This window comes from Micromonospora sp. LOL_023 (assembly GCF_048060115.1).
Classification (GTDB): domain Bacteria; phylum Actinomycetota; class Actinomycetes; order Mycobacteriales; family Micromonosporaceae; genus Micromonospora_E.
The window spans coordinates 76,573-96,967 of the sequence record NZ_JBHMIM010000020.1 but is presented as its reverse complement, the minus strand read 5'-3'; the positions used below and the strand labels follow the sequence as shown (position 1 = coordinate 96,967).

The 20,395-nt window shown below is 71.3% G+C and carries 21 protein-coding genes; 11 read left to right on the top strand and 10 right to left on the bottom strand.

Annotated elements, in window-relative coordinates; all coding sequences use genetic code 11:
• The first annotated feature begins 9 nt into the window (after positions 1-9).
• The 4 genes from ACFHVL_RS13490 (at position 10) to ACFHVL_RS13475 (ending at position 4,159) form a co-directional block, all read left to right on the top strand.
• The gene (locus ACFHVL_RS13490; protein ID WP_416628039.1) at positions 10-600 is read left to right on the top strand and encodes a GNAT family N-acetyltransferase; all 591 of its coding nucleotides are present in this window, start codon (positions 10-12) and stop codon (positions 598-600) included.
• A complete protein-coding gene (locus ACFHVL_RS13485; protein ID WP_416628038.1) occupies positions 597-1,361 on the top strand; it encodes a carotenoid biosynthesis protein in 765 nt (254 codons plus the stop codon). The genes ACFHVL_RS13490 and ACFHVL_RS13485 overlap by 4 nt, the downstream gene beginning before the upstream one ends.
• Positions 1,358-2,551: a glycosyltransferase gene (locus ACFHVL_RS13480; protein WP_416628037.1), complete on the top strand. Its 1,194-nt coding sequence runs from the start codon at positions 1,358-1,360 to the stop codon at positions 2,549-2,551. The genes ACFHVL_RS13485 and ACFHVL_RS13480 overlap by 4 nt, the downstream gene beginning before the upstream one ends.
• Before the next feature lie 72 nt (positions 2,552-2,623).
• Positions 2,624-4,159 carry a phytoene desaturase family protein gene (locus ACFHVL_RS13475; RefSeq protein WP_416628036.1) on the top strand — a complete coding sequence of 512 codons (1,536 nt, stop codon included), beginning with the start codon at positions 2,624-2,626 and terminating at the stop codon, positions 4,157-4,159.
• Between the two features lie 32 nt (positions 4,160-4,191).
• On the opposite strand, the gene ACFHVL_RS13470 is transcribed toward ACFHVL_RS13475, so the two are convergent.
• Both ACFHVL_RS13470 and metF read right to left on the bottom strand, forming a co-directional pair.
• Positions 4,192-4,869, bottom strand: a complete 678-nt coding sequence (locus tag ACFHVL_RS13470) for a CDP-alcohol phosphatidyltransferase family protein (RefSeq protein ID WP_416628035.1) — start codon at positions 4,867-4,869, stop codon at positions 4,192-4,194.
• Between the two features lie 47 nt (positions 4,870-4,916).
• A complete protein-coding gene (metF, locus tag ACFHVL_RS13465; RefSeq protein ID WP_416628033.1) occupies positions 4,917-5,834 on the bottom strand; it encodes a methylenetetrahydrofolate reductase [NAD(P)H] in 918 nt (305 codons plus the stop codon).
• A 60-nt stretch (positions 5,835-5,894) separates the two neighbouring features.
• Between metF and ACFHVL_RS13460 the strand changes: the two genes are divergently transcribed.
• Positions 5,895-6,977, top strand: coding sequence for a polyprenyl synthetase family protein (locus tag ACFHVL_RS13460; RefSeq protein ID WP_416628031.1), 1,083 nt, complete (start codon positions 5,895-5,897; stop codon positions 6,975-6,977).
• Positions 6,978-6,987: 10 nt separating this feature from the next.
• On the opposite strand, the gene ACFHVL_RS13455 is transcribed toward ACFHVL_RS13460, so the two are convergent.
• Genes ACFHVL_RS13455 through ACFHVL_RS13445 form a run of 3 tightly spaced genes read right to left on the bottom strand, consistent with a single transcriptional unit; the run spans position 6,988 to position 8,173 of the window.
• Complete coding sequence (locus ACFHVL_RS13455) at positions 6,988-7,362, bottom strand: lycopene cyclase domain-containing protein (protein ID WP_416628029.1); 375 nt, start codon at positions 7,360-7,362, stop codon at positions 6,988-6,990.
• Positions 7,359-7,775, bottom strand: a complete 417-nt coding sequence (locus ACFHVL_RS13450; protein WP_416628028.1) for a lycopene cyclase domain-containing protein — start codon at positions 7,773-7,775, stop codon at positions 7,359-7,361. Before ACFHVL_RS13450 ends, ACFHVL_RS13455 begins: the two co-directional genes overlap by 4 nt.
• A gap of 5 nt (positions 7,776-7,780) precedes the next feature.
• Positions 7,781-8,173: an Rv2175c family DNA-binding protein gene (locus tag ACFHVL_RS13445; protein WP_416628027.1), complete on the bottom strand. Its 393-nt coding sequence runs from the start codon at positions 8,171-8,173 to the stop codon at positions 7,781-7,783.
• Between the two features lie 129 nt (positions 8,174-8,302).
• Here ACFHVL_RS13445 and pknB point away from each other — a divergent pair, with 129 nt between their 5' ends.
• Together pknB and ACFHVL_RS13435 are read left to right on the top strand one after the other, a co-directional pair.
• Positions 8,303-10,357: a Stk1 family PASTA domain-containing Ser/Thr kinase gene (gene pknB / locus ACFHVL_RS13440; RefSeq protein ID WP_416628026.1), complete on the top strand. Its 2,055-nt coding sequence runs from the start codon at positions 8,303-8,305 to the stop codon at positions 10,355-10,357.
• Positions 10,357-11,268, top strand: a complete 912-nt coding sequence (locus ACFHVL_RS13435; protein WP_416628025.1) for a deoxyribonuclease IV — start codon at positions 10,357-10,359, stop codon at positions 11,266-11,268. Before pknB ends, ACFHVL_RS13435 begins: the two co-directional genes overlap by 1 nt.
• Before the next feature lie 7 nt (positions 11,269-11,275).
• On the opposite strand, the gene ACFHVL_RS13430 is transcribed toward ACFHVL_RS13435, so the two are convergent.
• Both ACFHVL_RS13430 and ACFHVL_RS13425 read right to left on the bottom strand, forming a co-directional pair.
• The gene (locus ACFHVL_RS13430) at positions 11,276-12,055 is read right to left on the bottom strand and encodes an ABC transporter permease (RefSeq protein WP_416628024.1); all 780 of its coding nucleotides are present in this window, start codon (positions 12,053-12,055) and stop codon (positions 11,276-11,278) included.
• Positions 12,052-13,002, bottom strand: a complete 951-nt coding sequence (locus ACFHVL_RS13425; RefSeq protein WP_416628023.1) for an ATP-binding cassette domain-containing protein — start codon at positions 13,000-13,002, stop codon at positions 12,052-12,054. The genes ACFHVL_RS13430 and ACFHVL_RS13425 overlap by 4 nt, the downstream gene beginning before the upstream one ends.
• 75 nt (positions 13,003-13,077) lie before the next feature.
• Here ACFHVL_RS13425 and ACFHVL_RS13420 point away from each other — a divergent pair, with 75 nt between their 5' ends.
• Positions 13,078-13,824: a TetR/AcrR family transcriptional regulator gene (locus tag ACFHVL_RS13420; protein WP_416628022.1), complete on the top strand. Its 747-nt coding sequence runs from the start codon at positions 13,078-13,080 to the stop codon at positions 13,822-13,824.
• Here the strand turns inward: ACFHVL_RS13420 and ACFHVL_RS13415 are convergent.
• Genes ACFHVL_RS13415 through ACFHVL_RS13405 form a run of 3 tightly spaced genes read right to left on the bottom strand, consistent with a single transcriptional unit; the run spans position 13,821 to position 16,851 of the window.
• A complete protein-coding gene (locus ACFHVL_RS13415) occupies positions 13,821-14,843 on the bottom strand; it encodes a threonine aldolase family protein (RefSeq protein ID WP_416628063.1) in 1,023 nt (340 codons plus the stop codon). The two genes, ACFHVL_RS13420 and ACFHVL_RS13415, sit on opposite strands and share 4 nt — an antisense overlap.
• Before the next feature lie 31 nt (positions 14,844-14,874).
• Positions 14,875-16,281: a class II 3-deoxy-7-phosphoheptulonate synthase gene (locus ACFHVL_RS13410; RefSeq protein WP_416628021.1), complete on the bottom strand. Its 1,407-nt coding sequence runs from the start codon at positions 16,279-16,281 to the stop codon at positions 14,875-14,877.
• A gap of 9 nt (positions 16,282-16,290) precedes the next feature.
• Positions 16,291-16,851, bottom strand: coding sequence for a hypothetical protein (locus ACFHVL_RS13405; RefSeq protein WP_416628020.1), 561 nt, complete (start codon positions 16,849-16,851; stop codon positions 16,291-16,293).
• 374 nt (positions 16,852-17,225) lie between these two features.
• Here ACFHVL_RS13405 and ACFHVL_RS13400 point away from each other — a divergent pair, with 374 nt between their 5' ends.
• The 3 genes from ACFHVL_RS13400 to ACFHVL_RS13390 are packed head-to-tail and all read left to right on the top strand — an operon-like array spanning position 17,226 to position 20,378.
• Positions 17,226-18,539 (top strand): ABC transporter substrate-binding protein, encoded by a 1,314-nt coding sequence (locus tag ACFHVL_RS13400; RefSeq protein ID WP_416628019.1) that lies wholly within the window; start codon positions 17,226-17,228, stop codon positions 18,537-18,539.
• 59 nt (positions 18,540-18,598) lie between these two features.
• Positions 18,599-19,522: a carbohydrate ABC transporter permease gene (locus ACFHVL_RS13395; protein ID WP_416628018.1), complete on the top strand. Its 924-nt coding sequence runs from the start codon at positions 18,599-18,601 to the stop codon at positions 19,520-19,522.
• Position 19,523: 1 nt separating this feature from the next.
• Positions 19,524-20,378, top strand: coding sequence for a carbohydrate ABC transporter permease (locus tag ACFHVL_RS13390; protein WP_416628017.1), 855 nt, complete (start codon positions 19,524-19,526; stop codon positions 20,376-20,378).
• Positions 20,379-20,395: the final 17 nt, after the last annotated feature.

Sequence of the window (20,395 nt, the reverse complement as noted above, 5' to 3'; positions counted from 1 at the left end):
CGGACGCCGATGAGGCTGGTGCCGTGGCTGCCGGACGATCTGCTCCGCCGGCTCGACGACGTGGTCGCCGTCTACGGCGAGGCGATGAACTACCGGGCGGAGCTGCTGGAGGTACGCCGCGGCTACATCGCCACCCACGTCCGCCGCCCCGGCTTCCGGGCGGTCGCCACCCTCGCCACCGACGGTCAGCTCGCCGGCTTCGGCTACGGCTACCGCTCCGCGTCCGGCCAGTGGTGGCACGACCAGGTACGCGGCGCGCTGGGCCGGTCCGCCCGGCAGACCTGGCTCACCGACTGCTTCGAAGTCGTCGAGTTGCACGTGCATCCCCGGGCGCAGGGCCACGGCGTCGGCGCGCGCCAGCTGCGTACCCTGCTCGGGATGGCCACTGGCGCGACCACGCTGCTGTCCACCCCGGAGGCCGACGAACAGCGGTCCCGGGCCTGGCGGCTGTACCGCCGGTTCGGCTTCGTCGACGTGCTGCGGGACTTCACCTTTCCCGGCGACGAGCGGGCGTTCGCGGTGCTGGGCCGCACCCTGCCGCTGCCACCGCCCGAGCCACCGCCCGAGCCAGCGCCGGATCCGGCGCCGCGCTGGTCATGAGCCTGCGGCGAGGGCTGCCCTGGGCGTTACTGGCGCTGCTGGTGCTGGCCCAGATCGGCTATCCGCTCACCGCCGGCGCGACCCGGGCCGGGCTGACCGTGGCCACTGTGGTGATCGGCTTCGGGCTGTCGGTGAGCCACGCCCTGCTCAGCCGGGGTCCGCGTCCGGCCGCCGTTCTGGTGGCGGTCACCGCCGGCGGCGGGCTGGCGGTCGAGGCGTGCGGAGTGGCCACCGGGTTCCCGTTCGGCGGGTACGACTACGCCGGGACGCTCGGGCCGAAGCTGCTCGGCGTACCGTTGATCATTCCGTTGGCCTGGACCTGGATGGCCTGGCCGGCGTGGCTGGTCGCCGCGCGGCTGGTCCGCGGTGCGGCGGCCCGGGTCGCCCTCGCCGCGGTCGCGCTGGCCTGCTGGGATCTCTTCCTCGACCCGCAGATGGTCACCGAGGGCCACTGGACCTGGCTGGACACCGATCCGGCGCTGCCCGGGGTACCGGACGTCCCGCTCGGCAACTACCTGGGCTGGCTGGCGGCGGCGCTCGTCATGATGACCCTGCTGTCCGCCGTCGGCGGCGGCCGGGTCCAACGCACCGGCCCGGTCGACTCGCCGATGTACGCGCTGTACCTGTGGACGTACGCGTCGAGCGTGCTCGCCCACGCGGTCTTCCTCGGGCTGCCCGCTTCGGCCGGCTGGGGCGGACTCGGCATGGGACTGGTCGCGGTGCCGCTCGCGGTGACGCTGATCCGCGCCCGACGACGATGAGTTGGTGGGCGGCGGTGGCCGGCGGCGCGATCGTGCTCGTCGCGGTGCTGGTCGGGCTGACCGCGTTGACGCTGATCAACGCTGTTCGTTGGCTGCGCCGGCCGGCCCCGGTCTGCGGTCCGGTGACCGAGCCGGTGTCGATCCTGCTGCCGTTGCGCGACGAGGCCGACCGGGTGAGGCCGTGCCTGCGGGCGCTGCTCGCCCAGCGGCAACTGACCGACTGGGAGATCGTCGTCCTCGACGACGGGTCGGCCGACGGCACCGCCGACGTCGTGCGGGCGGTCGTCGGCGACGACCAGCGGGTACGGCTGTTGACCGGCGCCGGGCTGCCGGCCGGCTGGCTGGGCAAACCACACGCCTGTCAGCAACTCGCCGACGCCGCCGAGTCGGCCACCTCCGAAGGTCGGTCCGACGGCGTGCTGGTGTTCGTCGACGCCGACGTGGTCCTCGATGCCCAGGCGGTCGCCGCCGCCGTCGGCATGCTGCGGTCGGTGCCGGCGCACCTGCTCAGCCCGTACCCCCGGATCGTCGTCGGCTCGGTCGGCGAACGGCTGGTGCAGCCGCTGCTGCAGTGGACCTGGTTGACCTTCCTGCCGCTGCGCGCGATGGAACGCTCGCCGCGTACCTCGCTGGCCGCCGCCGGTGGGCAGTTCCTACTGGTCGACCGGGCCGCGTACGACCGGGCCGGCGGACACGCGGCAGTGCGCGACCAGGTGTTGGAGGACATTGCGTTGGCCCGGGCGGTCAAGCGCGGTGGCGGGCGGATCGCCCTGGCCGACGGGTCGGCACTGGCGACCTGCCGGATGTACGGGTCCTGGCGAGAGCTGTCGGCCGGCTACACCAAGTCGCTGTGGGCGTCGTTGCCGTCGCCGGTCGGCGCGGCCGCCGTCGTGGCCGTGCTGCTGGCGCTGTACGCGGTGCCGCCGCTGCTGGCCGTCGCCGGGCTGCTCGGGCTAGCGGTCGGCGCCGGCCCGGCAGCCGCGGTGCTGGCCACGGCCGGTGCGGTGGGCTACCTGCTCGGGGTGACCGGCCGGGGGGTCTGCGCCCGGGCCACCGGCGGGCGGGCGCTGCCGGACGGATTGGCACATCCGGTGTCGGTCACGCTGCTCGGCTGGCTGGTGATCCGGTCCTACTATCTGCGCAAGCGGCGACGCCTCGCCTGGCGTGGCCGCCCGGTGACCATGCCCTGAGACCGCCAAGGTCCTCAGGACCGACCATGCCCTGAGACTGGTCCGACCGAGTTGCTGCCAGGAGGAATGCCGATGAGTCGGGTCGTGGTGATCGGTGCCGGGGTCGGTGGGCTGGCCACCGCGATCCGGTTGGCCCACGGCGGGCACGACGTCACGCTCATCGAGCAGGCCGACACCGTCGGCGGGAAGCTGGCCCGCTGGTCGCGGCAGACACCGCTGGGCGAGTTCACCTTCGACACCGGGCCGAGTCTGCTGACCCTGCCGCAGGTCTTCGCCGACCTGTTCGACGCCACCGGCGAGCCGTTGGACAAGACGCTCGACCTGGTCGGGCTCGACCCGGTGGTACGGCACCAATTCCCCGGCGGTGCCGGCCTTGCTGACGGTGCCGGTGCCGGTGCCGCGGCCACCGCGACCTGGCTCGACTCGTGTGCCGACCCGGCGCGACTCACCGAACGGATCGCGGCGGCCTTCGGCGACCCTGCGGCCGACGACTGGCAGCGGGTGTGGCGCCGGGCGCGGCGGATCTGGGACGCCTCCTGGCGGGACGTCCTGCGCCGGGAGGCCGGCTCGCCGTTGGCGGTGGCGCGGCTCGCGTACCGCCTCGGTGACCTGGCTGCGATCGCGCCCGGCCGCAGCCTGCGCGGGGTGCTACGCCGGGAGGTGCGCGACCCGCGGCTACGGACGATGCTGGAGCGGTACGCGACCTACACCGGTGCCGATCCGCGCCGTGCCCCGGCGGCGCTGCTCGCGGTGCCCTACGCCGAGCTGGCCTTCGGCGGCTGGTACGTCCGGGGCGGGCTGGGCGCGCTGGCCGACGCGTTGCTGTCCCGTTGCCTGGATCTGGGGGTGGTGGTCCGGACCGGCACGACGGTCACCGCGATCGACGCCGCCGGTGGCCGGGTGCATGGCGTACGGGTGGCCGGTGAGGCCCGGCCGGTGCCGGCCGACGTGGTGGTGGCCAACGTGGACGCGTCCCGGGTCTACCGGGAGCTGCTGCCGGACGCCCGGCGGCTCACCCGGTTGGCCGACCGCAGCCTGAGCGGGTTCGTGCTGCTGCTCGGGGTTCGCGGCCGCACCGAACAGCTGGCCCACCACACGGTGTTCTTCCCACGCGACTACGACGCCGAGTTCGATGCGGTCTTCGGCGACCCGGGTCGGGGTCGCCCGGCGCGGCCGGCCACCGATCCGACGATCTTCGTCACGGTGGCCGACGACCCGGCTTCCCGCCCGGACGGCCACGAGGCGTGGTTCGTGCTGGTCAACGCCGCCCGGCAGGACCGTTCCCTGGCCGGGGTGGACTGGCGGCGGCCGGGGCTGGCCGACGCGTACGCCGACCATGTGCTGCGGGTGCTGGCCGACCGGGGGGTCGACGTACGGGATCGGCTGCTGTTCCGCGAGGTGCGTACCCCGGCGGACCTCGCCACGGCGACCGGCACCCCCGGCGGGTCGATCTACGGTACGGCCGGTGGACTGCTGCGCCCGGCGAACCGGGGTCCGGCGGCCGGGTTGTTCCTGGTCGGCGGCTCGGTGCATCCAGGTGGTGGGCTGCCGATGGTCACCCTGTCGGCGCAGATCGTCGCTGACCAGATCGGCCCGGCTGGACGCTGACCAGACCCGATCGGCGCGGGCTGGCTGGCGGGTCAGCGCAGGGTGCGGCGGACGGCGGTGAGTAGTTGACTCAGCCCGAACAGGCCGAGCAGCAGCCAGACGGCGGTGACCAGGGTGAGCACCCCGGCGGCGAGGTCCGGGGCGATCAGTGCGGCCACCCCGGCCAGCAGCAGTCCGACCAGGGCGGCGCTGACCCGGGTGGGGCGCTCCCCCACCGTCACCACACCGATCTCCCGCATCCCGGCCGCCGCCGCCCGCGCCCGCAGGTACTCGTGCAGCCAGGACAGCGTGCCAGCGGCGACCACCAGCGGGCCGGACGCGCCGGCCAGCCAGAAGCCGAGCAGCCACAGGGCTTCGCCGGCCCGGTCGGCGAGTGAGTCGTAGACGTAGCCGAGCCGGGTGGTCCGCCCGGTGACGACGGCGAGCGCGCCGTCGACGGTGTCGGCGACCGCGGCCAGCAGCACCAACGCGGCGGCGGCGAGCAGTCCGTACCCGCCGCGTGGGGCGAGCAGCGGTACGCCGAGGCAGAGCAGCACGCCGGCGGCGGTGACCGCGGTCGGGCCGACCTTGGCCCGACCGAGCAGGTCGGCGAGGGTGTGTGCGGCGCGCAGCCAGTAGCGCACCACCGCAGTGGCGGTACGCGGATCGAATCCGCCGTGCAGGCGCGCCCAGGTGACGGCGTAGTCCTGCCAGTTGAGCCTGGTCTCCACGACAGCTCAACCGTGCCGGGACGTCGGGGGTGGCGGGGACGCGCCGATCACACCCGGGCGCCGGCGGCCACGTTGAGCCACACCTCGCGGGTGGCCGTCGAGCGGTTCATGGTGATGAAGTGGATGCCCGGTACGCCTTCGTCGATCAGCCGCCGGCAGAGATGGTTGGCCTGCTCGACGCCAAGTTGGCGGACCGCCTCGGAGTCGTCGGCGACCCGGGCGAACTGCGCGGCCAGCGCCGGCGGGAACGGGGCACCGGAGAGCTGCTCGGAACGCTCGATGGTGGCCAGTTTGGTCACCGGCATCACCCCGGGCAGGATCGGGGTGTCGCAGCCGGCCGCCGCGACCCGGTCCCGTAGCCGCAGGTAGTCCTCGGCGTCGAAGACCATCTGGGTGATGGCGAAGTCGGCGCCGGCCCGGCATTTGCGGATGAAGTACTCGGTGTCGGTGGCGATGTCCGGCGAGCGCGGATGCTTGTACGGGAAGGCGGCGACGCCGACGCTGAAGTCGCCGGCCTCACGGACCAGCCGGACCAGCTCCTCGGCGTACCGCACCCCGTCGGGGTGGGCGATCCATTCGCCGGTCGGGTCGCCGGGCGGGTCGCCCCGCACGGCGAGCACGTTGCGCACGCCGGCACCGGCCAGCCGGCCGATCACGTTGCGCAACTCGGCGACGGAGTGGTCGACGGCGGTCAGGTGCGCCATCGGCAGCAGGGTGGTCTCGGTGGCGATCCGTTCGGTGACGTCGACCGTCGTGTCGCGGGTGGTGCCGCCGGCGCCGTAGGTGATCGACACGAACGACGGCTGCAGCGGCTCCAGCTCGCGGATCGCCTGCCAGAGCAGCCGTTCACCGGCCGGGGTCTTCGCTGGGAAGAACTCGAACGAGAAGGTCGGTTGGCCGTGCCGGATCAGCTCCCCGATCGACGGCCGGGAGCCGGGGAGTACGGACGGTAGACCGAGAGCCACGCATATGACTGTACCGGGTGGCGTGCGGCGGGCACAGCGGCCAGCCGATAGCGTCAGGGCGTGGCAGACCGTACCGCCGTGGCCCCGACGGACCACGCCGACCTCAGGCAACGCGTCGATGCGGCGCTGGCCGCGTTCTTCCAGCGGCGACGCCGCTGGTTGCGCGACGTCGACGAGGCGCTGCTGCCGATGGCCGACGCGATCGAGGACTTCGTGCTCGGCGGCGGTAAGCGGCTCCGCCCGGCCTTCGCCTACTGGGGCTACCGGGGTGCCGGCGGGGCGGACTCGGCGGCGGTGGTGACGGCGCTGTCCGCGCTGGAGCTGGTGCAGGCCAGCGCGTTGATCCACGACGACCTGATGGACGGCTCGGACACCCGACGCGGCGAGCCGTCGATCCACCGCCGGTTCGCGGCCCGGCACCGGCGCAGTGGCTGGCGGGGCGCGCCGGACGGGTTCGGCGCGTCGGCCGCGATCCTGCTCGGGGATCTGAGTCTGGTCTGGTCCGACGAGGTGCTGCACGGTGCCGGGCTGGACCCGACGGTGCTGCAGCGGGCCCGGCCGGTCTTCGACGAGATGCGCACCGAGGTCACCGTCGGGCAGTACCTGGACGTACTCACCCAGTTCACTGCGGACACGTCGGTGTCGCGGGCCACCCAGATCGCCCAGCTCAAGTCGGCGAAGTACACCGTGGAACGGCCGCTGCTGCTCGGCGCCGCGCTGGTCGACGCGCCGGCACCGGTGATGGCCGCCTACTCGGGGTACGGGTTGCCGCTCGGCGAGGCGTTCCAGCTGCGCGACGACGTGCTCGGGGTGTTCGGGGATCCGGTTCGGACCGGCAAACCGGCCGGCGACGACCTGCGTGAGGGCAAGCGCACCTTCCTGGTCGCGTCGGCGTACCAGTCGGGCGGCGACGCCGGCCGGACGTTGCTGGACACCCGGCTCGGTGACCCGGCGCTGGACGCCGACGGGGTGGACCGGCTGCGCGCGGTGATCGTCGACAGCGGTGCGTTGGCCGCCGCCGAGGCCCGGATCACCGAGCTGACCGAACGGGCACTGGCCGCGATCACGGCGGCCGACATCGAGCCGTACGCCCGGCAGGTTCTCGTCGAGTTGGCGGTGGCCGCGACCAGCCGCTCCGGCTGAGCCGCTCCGGTCAGCTGCTGACCGCCGGCCGGCGGCGGCGCCGCAGCCAGGTCAGCAGCCAGTCGCCGGTGCCGGCCGCCGGCTCGCGCTGCACGCCACGCCGGCCGAGCCACACCCAGACCGACAGGGTGAACAACACCATCGCGAACCCGAACAGCAGATCCTCGACCGGGGCGTACGCGATCCGCAGGCCGATGATGGCGGCCGGGTCGTAACGCACGATGTCCCGGCCGGTCAGAATGCCGTTGGAGAGCAGCTGGAAGCCGACGATGATCGGATAGGTGGCCCAGAAGACCGCCCGCAGCACCAGCCGGGTACGCAGCACCACGAGGTCGATCAGCACCGCGCCGACCACCCCGAGTACCGCGGCGAACGTGTAGCTCACCGGGTTGCCCGCTGCGGGTCGCCCCGGACGTCACCGCCGCGCGGACCGTCGGGTGTCTCGTCGCCGGCGGACCACCGGCTGTCTGCCCGGCGTGGCTTGCCCGGTGGGGTGCGCACCGCGCGGACGGCTTCGAAGCCGAGCACCGTACAGATCGGCACGACGACGAAGAACAGCAGTTCGTCGACGGGCAGCCGACCGGGCAGCAGGATTCCGGTGGTCTGCGCCGGGTCGAAGCTCCAGTGCCCGGCGGCGATGGCGGCGATGTCCCAGGCGACGAAGACCACCACCACCGGCAGCAGGGTCAGCAGCAGCCGACGCCAGCGCCGCAGCACGTTGACCCGCAGGATCGGCTCCAGCCAGAGCGCGGCCAGCAGGCAGCCGGCGAGCACCGCCAGGTAGCTGAGTTGCGCCATCCGGGTCAGAAGCCTTCGGCCTGGGCACGGCGTTTCACCTCACGGGCACGGTCACCGCCGAGCGCCGTCGCCGGCGTGCCGGACAGCGAGTCGTCGGGCCGGTACAGCCACTGCAGGATCTCCTCGTCGGAGAAGTTGGCGTCGTGCAGCAGGGTCAGCACGCCGGGCAGGTGCTTGCGTACGGTGTTGTTGGCGACCAGTTCGGCCGGCACCCGCCGGACGCCGTCGCGGCGGACAGCGAGCAGCTCCCGGTCCCGGATCATCTGGTGGACCTTGCTGATCGTCACGTCGAGGCGTTCGGCGACGTCGGGCAGGGTGAGCCATTCGGTGGGCTCGTCCGCGGTGGCCGGCGCGGCAGGGCCGGCGGTGGTGGCCGGCGCGGTGGCGGGATCTGTCACATGACCACCCTGCCACGCACCACACCAGCTTCATCACGGACCCCGCAGGTAACGGTTTGGCCCGGTTCGGCGTACCTGGACGTGATCGGTGTTCTGCCCCCACGCCTCGGCCGCATAGACTGCCTGCCGATGGACACACAGGTCGCCGACTCGCTGCTGGGCTCGTTGATAGACGGGCGCTACCGTATCCGTTCCCGGGTGGCACAGGGCGGCATGGCGACCGTGTACACCGCGACCGACGAGCGGCTCGAACGCACCGTCGCGCTGAAGATCATCCATCCGGGTCAGGTCCGCGACGCGCAGAGCCGCGGCCCCGGCTTCCTGGAGCGGTTCACCGACGAGGCCAAGACCATCGCCCGGCTCACCCACCCGAGCGTGGTCGCCGTCTACGACCAGGGCACCCATCAGGGGCTGCCGTACCTGGTGATGGAGTACGTCCGGGGCCGCACGTTGCGTGAGGTGATCGACGAACGGCGGCGGCTCAACCCGGGCGAGGCGTTGGCCATCCTGGAACAGATGCTGGCGGCGATCGGCGCGGCGCACCGGGCCGGGCTGGTGCACCGGGACGTCAAGCCGGAGAACGTGCTGGTGGCGGAGGCTCCCACCGGCGGTTCGGGCAACCTGATCGACAGCGTGGTCAAGGTGGCCGACTTCGGCCTGGCCCAGGCGGTGCAGGCCAGTGCGGAAGCTGGCGGCGGGCAGCTGATGGCCACCGTCGCGTACGTGGCTCCGGAGCTGGTCACCGAAGGGCGGGCCGATCCCCGTACCGATGTCTACTCGGCCGGCATCGTGCTGTTCGAGATGCTCACCGGCCGGGTCCCGCACGACGGTGACCGGCCGGCCGAAGTGGCCTGGAAGCACGTCGACGAGGACGTGCCGCCGCCGTCGCAGCTGGTCCCGGGAGTTCCGGCGATGGTCGACGAGTTGGTGGTCCGGGCCACCCGACGGGATCCGGGGCAGCGGCCGACCGACGCCGGTGCGCTGCTCACCCAGGTGCAGACCGTCCGCGACGACCTGGGCAACGCCAGTGCCAACACCGCGGTGCTACGCCAGCTTGCCCAGCCCACGATGGCGGTCTCCCCGGTGGCGCCGGCCGATCGTCCGGCCTGGGCCCGGCTGCCGGAGCCGAAGGACCGGCGGGACAGGTCCACGCCGCAGCGCCGGGCGGCGTCGAGCACGGTGGTGCGCTCCGCGGCGGCCGGCGGGCCGCCGGTCTCGGCGGCCGGCGGCGGTGGGAGCACGCCTGGACGGCGCCGCAGTGCCGGCACGCCGCCGTCAGGCGCTGGCGGGATACGGGAACGGCTGACACGCGATCCGGGTGCCCGGCTCACGGCGGTGGCCGGCGTGGTCGCGGTGGTCCTGCTACTGGGCATCGGCGGCTGGTGGCTCGGCGCCGGCCGATACACGGTCACACCCAGCCTGGTCAGCCTCGATCAGGCGCAGGCGCAGGCGCTGGCCAGCCAGCAGGGCTTCACCGTCAGCTTCGCCGAGCCGCGACACGACGAGAACGTCGCCCGGGACTCGGTACTCGCCCAGGATCCACCGAGCAGCGACCGGATCGTCCGGGGCGGCGAGATCGTGTTGACCCTGTCGCTGGGCCCGGAGCGTTTCCAGGTGCCGGATGTGGTCGGCAAGACCTTCGACCTGGCCCGGTCCGATCTGGAGAACGCCCAGCTCACCGTCGAACGGACGGACGACCGCTACGACGACAATCTGCCGGCCGGTGTGGTGGTCGGCGTCGACCCGCAGGTCGGTGCCGAAGTGAAGCAGGGTGACCCGGTACGGGTCACGGTCAGCAAGGGTCGTGCCCCGATCACGGTGCCGAACGTGGTCGGCCGCAACGTCGACGAGGCACGGCGGATGCTGGAGGAGCTGGGGCTGGAGCCGTTGATCGCGTCCGAGGAGTCGGACAAGCCCCGGGATGAGGTCATCTCCCAGGACCCGGCCGTCGACTCGGGCGTCGAGGAGGGTGCGGAGATCAAACTCAAGGTGAGCGAGGGCCCGCCGGCCGTCGTCGTGCCACGGGTGATCGACCGGCCGTGTCAGGAGGCGCTGGCCGAGCTGCAAGGGCTGGGCTTCGCGGTGCGGGTCGACTTCAACCCCGACGCCACGGTCCGCTACCAGAACCCCGGTGAGGGTTCCGAGGTACCGCCGGGGACCGAGATCGTGATCGGCTGCCTCTGATGGCTGTCGACGGAGACCGGCCGGTCGGCTCGCACACGCCCACCTCGGGCGGGTTGGCCCGAGCCGCGCTGCCGTACGCCGACGCGGCCGCCTCCGAGGTGGTGCAGGTGTACGTCGGCAACTCGCGCGGCTGGGCGATGCCCGACGGCGACCCGGCCCAGGACGTGGCGTTCCGCGACGGCTGCGCCGAGCGTGGGCTGCGCGCGTACATCCATGCCTCGTTGCTGGTGAACCTGGGCTCGCCGACCGCTGCCACCGTCGAACGCTCCGCCGCGACCCTGGCGCACGCGCTGCGCCGGGGCCGGGCGATCGGCGCCGAGGCGGTCGTCTTCCACGCCGGCAGTGCGGTCGACGACGGGTACGCCGACACCGCGATGCGTCAGGTCCGTGAGTCGCTGCTGCCGTTGCTGGACGCCGCCGACGCGGCGGGCGGGCCGATGCTGCTGGTGGAGCCGAGCGCCGGTGGCGGTCGGTCGCTGGCGTCGCGGGTGGAGCACCTGGAGCCGTACCTCGCCGTGGTCGACTGGCATCCCCGGATGGGCGTCTGCTTCGACACCTGCCATGCCTTCGCCGCCGGGCACGACGTGGCCGCACCGGGTGGCATGACCGCGACGCTGGACGCGCTGGTCGCCGCCGTCGGCGCGGACCGGCTGCGGCTGGTGCACGCCAACGACTCGCGTGACGGGTGCGGGTCGACCCGGGACCGGCACGAGACGATCGGTGCCGGCATGATCGGTGCGGCGGCGTTCGTCGAGTTGATGGCTCATCCGGCGACAGCCGGGGTGCCGGTGGTGGTGGAGACGCCGTCGGAGAAGCACGTCGGTCACGCCGCCGACATCGCCACGCTGCGACGGTTGGCGGACGGCCCGGCCGGGCTGGCGACCGTCCGCCACGCGTCGTCAGGTGTCTGACCTGGGGTCAGGTCCGTAGCCTGCGGTAGGCCCGCGCGGACAACGGCAGGAAGATCACGGTGATCAACAGTGGCCAGCCGATCGCGAGCCACACCGCGCCGTCGACCAGCGGGCCCTCGGTGAGCCCGGTCGGGTTGCCGAACAGCTGCCGCGCGGCGGCGGCGGTGGCGGACAGCGGGTTCCAGGAGGCGATCGCGCCGAGCCAGCCGGGCATGGTCTCGGCCGACACGATCGCGGTGGAGAGGAACCCGATCGGCCAGACCAGCACCTGCACGGCCGCCGTCGCCCCCTCGCCGCGTAGCAGCAGGCCGAGGTAGATACCCAGCCACAGCAGCGCGAACCGCAGCCACAGCAGCAGCCCGACGGCCAGGGCCACCGGCGCCGGACCGGCGTCGACGCGCCAGCCGATGATCAGCCCGCCGACGATCAGCACCAGCAGCTCCACCGCCGAGTTCGACATGTCGGCGCCGACCCGGCCGAGCGACACCGCCGCGCTGCTGATCGGCATCGAACGGAACCGGTCGGTGATGCCCTTGCGCGCATCGTTGGCCATCGCGGTGGCGGTCGCCTCGACGCCGAACATCATGCTGAGGGCGAGCATGCCCGGCAGCAGGAACTGGATGTAGTCGCCGCCGCCAGGAACGGTGATCGCGCCACCGAACAGGAATCCGAAGATCAGCAGCAGCATGATCGCGAACAGCAGGTTGAAGATCGGCGCCCACGGCTGGCGTACCCAGTGGGCGAGGTCCCGTTGAGTGATCACCCATCCGGCTCGCAACGTGTTCATCGGGTGACCTCCCGGTCGGTGAGGGTGAGGAAGACCTCGTCCAGAGTCGGTCGGCGCAGCTGCAGGTCCTCCGGGGTGACCCGCAGTTCGTCCAGGGTGCGCACGATGCCGGCCAGCGTCGCCACCCCGCCGCCGACTTCGAAGGTCAGCTGGTGGGTCTCGGTGTCGACGACCGACGGCTCGCCGACCGCCCCGGTGAGCTGACGGACGATCGGGTCGAGTGGTTGGCACCGGGGCAGGGTGACGGTGACCCGGTCCCCGCCGATCTGCCGTTTGAGCGCGTCCGGGCTGCCGGACGCGACGACCCGGCCGTGGTTCATCACCGAGATCTCGACGGCCAGTTGATCCGCCTCGTCGAGGTACTGGGTGGTGAGCAGGACGGTGGTGCCGCGGGCGGCGACCTCCCGGATGCTCTGCCAGACCTCGTTGCGCCCTCGCGGGTCCAGGCCGGTGGTCGGCTCGTCGAGGAACAGCACCGCCGGGGCGAGGATCAGCCCGGCGGCGATGTCCAGTCGCCGTCGCATCCCGCCCGAGTAGGTGGCGACGGCCCGGTGCGCGGCGTCGACGAGGTCGAAGCCGTCGAGCAGTTCGTCGGCCCGCTGCCGGGCGGCGGCCTTGCTCAGCCCGTAGAGCCGGCCGAACATCACCAGGTTCTGCCGTCCGCCGAGGATCTCGTCGACGGCGGCGTGCTGACCGACCAGTCCGATCCGCTGGCGTACCTGTCGGGCCTGGGTCCGTACGTCGAAGCCGGCGACCCGGGCGGCACCCTGGTCGACGTCGATCAGGGTGGCCATGGCCTTGACGGCGGTGCTCTTGCCGGCGCCGTTCGGGCCGAGCAGCCCGTGGATCGTGCCGGCGGCGACGTGCAGGTCGAATCCGTCGAGGGCGGTGACCTCGCCGTAGCGCTTTCGAACTCCGTCAGCTGACAGGGCATCCGTGGTGGCCACCTGCGCTCCTAACTCCGTATGGGTCACGGTGAATCCGCATGCAACACCGTACACCCCACGAGGTAGTCTGCGCACATGGAGAATCGGGACGTCGACCAGACTTTGACGCTGCTCTGGCGACGCACCCTGGGCACTCCGCAGGGCTCCCGTGGGCCGAAACAGCGGGTCAGCGTCGACGAGGTGGTGCGCGCGGCGATCGCGGTGGCCGACGACGAAGGCCTGGCCGCCTTCTCGATGCGCAAGGTCGCCGACCGGCTCGGACTCAAACTGATGTCGATCTACACGTACGTGCCGGGTAGATCCGAGTTGATCGGCCTGATGGTCGACGAGGTGCTGGGCGAGCGGGAGCTACCACCACACTCCGGCGACCTGCGCCAGCGGCTGCACGCGGTGGCCCGTCACCAGTGGGACGAGACGCACCGCCACCCGTGGCTGCTGCACGTCGACAACAGCCGGCCGTGGATCGGCCCGAACGGGTCCGACCGCTACGAGTGGCAACTGGCCGCCATCGACGGCGCCGGCTTCACCGACCTCGAAATGGACCAGGTCGTCACCCTGATCAGCGGGTTCACCGCCAGCGCCGCGCGGGCCTCGATCGAGGCGCGAGCGGCTGTCGCCAGCTCTGGCATCACCGACGCCCAGTGGTGGGAGATCAACGCCCCCGTCCTGGAGCGGGTGATGCCCCCGGACGCCTACCCGATCTCGTCGCGGGTCGGCACCGCCGCCGGCCAGGAGTACAACGCCATCGGCGACCCGCAGCGGTCCTTGCGTTTCGGGCTCGACCGGATCGTCGACGGGCTGGAACGCCTGCTGGAGCGCTAACGGCCCAGGATGCCGGTGAGTACCTCGACCGCCCGGTCCACCGCGGCGTCGTCGAGATCCAGGTGGGTGACCAGGCGGGCGGCGCCCGGCCCGACCGCCGCGAGCCGGACCCCCTCGACGCCGGCCGCGTCCACCAGAGCGGCGGCGTCCACCGGAGCCTTGGTCAGATCCAGCGCGACGATGTTGCTACGGACCTGCTCCGCCTCGACGATGCCGTACGGCGCCAACGCGTGCGCCAGTCGGGCCGCCCGGACATGGTCGTCGGCCAGCCGCTCGACGTGGTGGCGCAGCGCGTACCGCCCGGCGGCGGCGAGCACCCCGGCCTGTCGCATCCCCCCACCCATCCGCTTACGCAGGACGCGGGCGGCCGCGATCCGTTCGGCGCTGCCGACCAGCACCGAGCCGACCGGCGCGCCGAGCCCTTTGGACAGGCAGACCGACAGGGTGTCGAACAGTGCGCCGTAGTCGGCCAGCGGAACACTGTCGGCGATGTGCGCGTGCCAGATCCGGGCACCGTCGCAGTGCAGCGCCACCCCGGCGTCGGCGGTGACCGCCCGCAGCCCACGCAGCACGTCCAGCCCGATGATCTGCCCGCCGGAACGGTTGTGGGTCTGTTCGACCGCGACCGCCCGGGTCGGCACCGCGCCGTACCCGGCCGGCCGGATCATCGCCGCGACCAGGTCGGGGTCGAGGTCGCCACCGACCGGCGGCCAGGTCCGTGAGGAGATCCCGCCGTACGCGGCGGCAGCACCGACCTCGTAGGTGACCACGTGTGCGTCGGCGTCGCAGAGCAGCTCGCCGCCGGGCGGCACCAGGGTCTGCAGGGCGACCTGATTGGCCATCGAGCCGGTCGGAGCGAACAGCGCCGCCTCGTGGCCGAACATCGCGGCGACCTCGGACTCCAACGCGTTGACCGTCGGGTCCTCGCCGTACACGTCGTCGCCGACCTCGGCCGCGGCCATCGCCGCCCGCATCCCCGGCGTCGGCCGGGTGACGGTGTCCGACCGCAGGTCGACCACCGGAGGGACGGCGCTGCCGGACGGGGTCGGCTCAACCACGGAGCATCTCCGCGACCAGGAAGGCCAGCTCGAGGGACTGCTGGGTGTTCAGCCGCGGGTCGCAGGCGGTCTCGTACCGGTCCGGCAGGTGGATGTCCTCGATCGCCTGGGCACCGCCGAGGCACTCGGTGACGTCCTCACCGGTCAGCTCGACGTGCAGACCGCCGGGGTGGGTCGCCAGCCCCCGGTGCACCTCGAAGTAGCCGAGCACCTCGTCGACGATCCGGTCGAAGTGGCGGGTCTTGTAGCCGTTGGACGACTCGTGGGTGTTGCCGTGCATCGGGTCGCACTGCCACACCACCCGGGCCCCGGCTGCGGTGACCTTCTCCACGATCGGCGGCAACGCGTCGCGAACCTTGTGGTTGCCCATCCGGCTGATCAGCGTGAGCCGGCCGGGAATGTTGTCCGGGTTGAGCTTCTCGCACAGCTCGAGGGCCTGCTCGGGGCTGGTGCCGGGGCCGAGCTTGACGCCGATCGGGTTGGCGATGCGGGAGATGAAGTCGATGTGCGCGCCGTCGATCTGCCGGGTCCGTTCGCCGACCCACAGGAAGTGCCCGGACAGCCCGTAGGGGCGGTCACCGGAGATCCGGGTCAACGCCCGGTCGTACTCCAGCGCGAGCGCCTCGTGCGAGCAGTAGAGGGTGACGGTCCGCAACGCCTCGTCGTCGGTCATCCCGCAGGCCCGGATGAACGCCAGCGCCCGGTCGATCTCCCGGGCGATCGCCTCGTAACGTTCGCCGGCCGGGGACCGCTTGACGAACCCCTTGTTCCAGTCGTGTACCGCGTGCAGGTCGGCCAGCCCACCGGCGAGGTAGGCGCGGAGCATGTTCATCGCGGCGGCGGAATTGGCGTACGCCCGGATCATTCGCTGCGGGTCGGCGACGCGGGCCTGCGCCGTGGTCTCCAACGAGTTGATCATGTCGCCGCGGTACGCCGGCAGGCCGAGCGCGTCGGTCGGCGACGAGCGGGGCTTGGTGTACTGGCCGGCGACCCGGGCCACCTTGACCACCGGCAGCGAAGCGCCGTACGTCAGCACCACCGCCATCTGCAGGATGGTGCGGGCGTTGGCCAGCAGGTGGCTCTCGGTGTTGTCGGTGAAGGTCTCGGCACAGTCGCCGCCCTGCAGCAGGAAGGCCTTGCCGTCACAGACCAGCGCCAGCCGCTCCCGCAACTGGTCGACCTCGTACGGGGCGACCACTGAGGGGACGTTCCCCAGCACCTGGCAGACCTCGTCGACCGCAGCCGAGTCCGGCCAGGGCGGGGTCTGCGCCCGGGGCAGCTCGCGCCACCGTTCCAGCCCGAACGCCTCGTCTTCGACCGAGTCGGCGGTGGGTCGGCTGGTCTGCAGGCTGGGATGCCCAACCGACGGGTACCTCAACTGATGCCATTCTTGGCCCATGGCCAAAGCCTAGTCTCGCGGTGCGGCGCCGGGCCCGCCGGCCGGGGACGTGCCGGGCCCGCCGACCGGACCAGTGTCGCTGTCCTGGTCCGCTTCGGTGGCGGTCTCGTCGTGGATGCACCAGACGCCGTCACCGGTGCCGGTCGGCGTGACGGTGAACACGAGACCGACCCGGATCGTGTCGGAACCAACGGCGGCGGTGACGGTGGCGGTGACCTCGTGGCCGACCGGGACCGTCCGGGAATCCACGATCTCTGCCCGTTCCACCAGGAACGACTCCGCGAAGTCGCCGTTGGGGCCGGTGGCGCTCGCGTCGAAGATCTCCTGCGTCGCGGGGCAGAGCTGGGCCCGCCCCTTGTCGACGTCCTTGGCACCCATGGCGTCGAGGTAGTCCTGCACGAGCCGCTGGGACTCCTCGGCCGCCACAGGGGTGCCCGTTGCGGTCGGCTCCGGTCGCGACTGCGGCTTGCCGGTGCAGCCGGTGACCGCCAACATCAGCAGGGCCACGGCGACGACGGTCACGCTTGCGGCTGGTGCCCGGGTCCGCGACCCGAACGCGGTGGTCCGCATCCTGTTTCCTCCCGTACCGCTGGCCGGCGCCGAGGTCGGCCAGCGTCGCGGCTGGCCGCCGCCAGCCGACCATTCTACGACCGGGTCGGCTGGCGCGCGGCCCGGCACAACCCGCCGACCAGGCACGACAGTCGGCAGCAACAGATCCGTCAAGGGATTGACATGCCGTCGACACAGTCGTAGCTTCCTTGTCGAATCGCTTCGTCGAAGCGTTTCGACAAGGAAGTCGGCTACCCCCTCCACCGATCAGCCGCGCTCGAGATCCCGCCGCCGGCAGGCACCTCACCGCGGTCCATGAACTTCACCTGAATCCATGTCCCGTGGCGGCGTCTGCACCGCGCCGCCCCTCCGGCACACCTGCGAGGAGGCTGGAAATGTTCCAACGACGAAAAAGAAACACCCGCACCCTGATAGCCGCCGCACTCACCGCCACCGCCCTGACCCTGTCGGCCTGCGGCGCCGATTCCGACGACAGCGGCGACGGCAGCACCCTGCGCCTGTGGCACTACGAGGGTGCCAACAGCGCCATGGGCATCGCCTGGGCCGAAGCCATCAAGCAGTTCGAGGCCAGCCATCCCGGCGTCACCGTGGTCTACGAGGAGAAGGGCTTCGAGCAGATTCGGCAGAACGCCGGCATGATCCTCAACTCCGACCAGGGCCCGGACATCCTGGAGTACAACAAGGGCAACGCGAGTGCCGGGCTACTGTCCAAGCAGGGGCTACTCACCGACCTCACCGACGTGGTGACCGAACGCGGCTGGGACGAGATCATCTCCTCGAGCGTCGCCACCACCTGCAAGTACGACGCCAACGGCGTGATGGGCGGTGACACCTGGTACGGAGTGCCCAACTACGGCGAATTCGTCATGGTCTACTACAACAAGGACATGTTCGCCGAGTACGACCTGCCGGTGCCGACCACCTTCGCCGAGTTCGAGGACGTACTGGGCACCTTCGTCGACAACGGCATAACCCCGATCTCCGTCGGCGGCGCCGAGTACCCCGCCCAGCAGATCTTCTACGAGTTGGCGCTCAGCCAGGCCGACCGGTCCTTCGTCGACGACTTCCAGCTCTACGCGAACCCGGTCGACTTCACCGGTCCCGAGTTCAGCTACGCCGCCGACACCTTCGCCGCATGGGTCGACAAGGGCTTCATCGGTGCCGACTCCGCCGGCATCAAGGCCGAGGACATGGGTGTCGCGTTCACCCAGGGCACCTTCCCGATCATGATCTCCGGCAGCTGGTGGTACGGCCGGTTCAGCGACGAGATCACCGACTTCGACTGGGGAACCTTCCTCTTCCCCGGCAGCGACCTGCACCTCGGCTCCGGCGGCAACATCTGGGCGGTGCCGACCAACGCCGAGAACAAGGACCTCGCCTACGACTTCATCGACATCACCATGCAGCCGGACATCCAGAACCTGCTCGGTGAGTCCGGTGGGGTGCCACTTGCCGCGGACCCGGCGGCGATCAGCAACCCGAAGGCCCAGGAGCTCATCGAGAGCTTCAACACGCTGAACAACTCGGACGGGCTGGCCTTCTACCCGGACTGGCCGGCACCGGGCTACTACGACGTCCTGGTCGCCGGCATCCAGCAGCTGATCAACGGCAGCAAGTCCCCGGACGAGGTGCTCGACGAGATCGCCAAACCGTACAACGACAACCTCGCGAGCATCGGCGGCGAGTGAGCGACGGCCGCGCGCCGGGGACGCTGGTCCCCGGCGCACGGTCTGCGCCGGGAGGTTCCATGGCAAAGCCGCTCACCCGCCCCCGTACCCGGAAAACGGACTACGGATACGTCGCCTTCCTGCTGCCCGGGATCGCGCTGTTCCTCGCTGTGATCGTCGTGCCGCTGCTGATGAACATCGGGATCAGTTTCACCCGATGGTCCGGTGTCGGGATGCCGGAATGGATCGGGTTCGACAACTACGACCGGCTGCTGCAAGACACCAACTTCTGGGTCTCGTTCCGCAACATCGGCTTCATCATCCTCGCGATGGCGGTGCTGCCGACGCTGCTCGGCCTGTTCCTCGCCGCTGTCCTGTTCGACTACGTGGCCAAGCGGATCGGCCCGCGTACGGCGAGCGTGTTCCGGTCCGGACTGTATCTGCCACAGGTGCTGCCGGTCGCGGTGACCGGCATCGTCTGGGGCTGGATCCTGCACCCCAGTTACGGCGCGCTGAACTCGACCCTGGACCGGGTCGGCCTGGGCTCCCTCGCCCAGAACTGGCTCGGTGACCCGACGTACGCCCTGCTCAGCGTCATGGCGGTAATGATCTGGTTCCAACTTGGCTACCCGGTCGTGATGTTCATGGCCGGGCTGCAGCGGGTCGATCCGGAACTCTACGAGGCGGCCGATCTCGACGGCGCCGGCTGGTTCCAGCGGTTCACCCGCATCGCGGTGCATCAGATCAAGCCGGAGATCTACGTCGTGCTGGTCACCACCACCATCGCCGCACTGAAGATCTTCGGGCAGATCTTCGTACTGACCAGGGGTGGCCCGGGCAACGCCACCCTGGTGCCGTCGTACTTCGCCTACCAGAACTTCTTCGAGAAGGCTGACGCCGGATACGGCTCGGCGATCGCCACAGTGCTGACCATCATCATCGTCGTGCTGACCTACCTGTTCCTGCGGATTCAGACCCGCGACGAGCGCCTGGAAAGGAGCTGAGATGGTCGCCGCCCCACCCTCCCGACGCGGCCGGCCCGGCCGGCTGACCGCCTCGACCGTCCTGACCGGCCTGACCGTGCTCACCCTGCTGGTGCTGGCACCGTTCCTGGTCGTGGCGCTCAACGCCGTGAAGGCACCTGCCGAGTACGCCGCCAACGGTCCGCTCTCGCTACCCGGCGAGCTCTACCTGCGCGGCATCGTGGACTTCTGGTTCCGGGTCGACTTCGGCGAGAAGCTGTGGAACAGCTTTCTCATCAGCGCCACGGTAGCCGTACTCGCGGTGCTGATCTCGGTGTTCAACGCGTACGCGATCGGGATCGGCCGGATGCGGGGACGAATCGCGTTCCTGATGTTCTTCCTGCTGGCCAACCTGCTGCCCCAGGAGGCGCTGGTCTACCCGCTGTACTACCTGTCCAAACAGGTCGGGCTCTACAACAGCCGGATCGCCGTCATCATCATCTTCACCGCGATCCAGGCGGCGTTCGGCACCTACCTGCTCTCCTCGGTGTTCCGGGACTTCCCGCGACAGTTGTTGGAAGCTGCCGCGATGGATGGGGCAGGCAAGTGGCGGGTGCTCTGGAGAGTCGTGGTGCCGACCAGCTGGCCGACCCTGTCGGTGCTGTTCACGTTCTTCTTCATCTGGACCTGGAACGAGTTCTTCCTGCCGCTGATCTTCCTGATCTCCAACGACAAGCAGACGGTGCCGGTCGCGCTCGGCGTCCTGCAGGGGGACCGGATGATGGACGCCACCACCACCAGTGCGTCGGCGCTACTCGGCATCGTGCCGGCGGTGCTGTTCTTCCTCATCTTCCAGCGCACCCTGACCCGGGGTGTGCTGGCCGGCGCGGTCAAGTAGGACCTGACGCAAGAGAG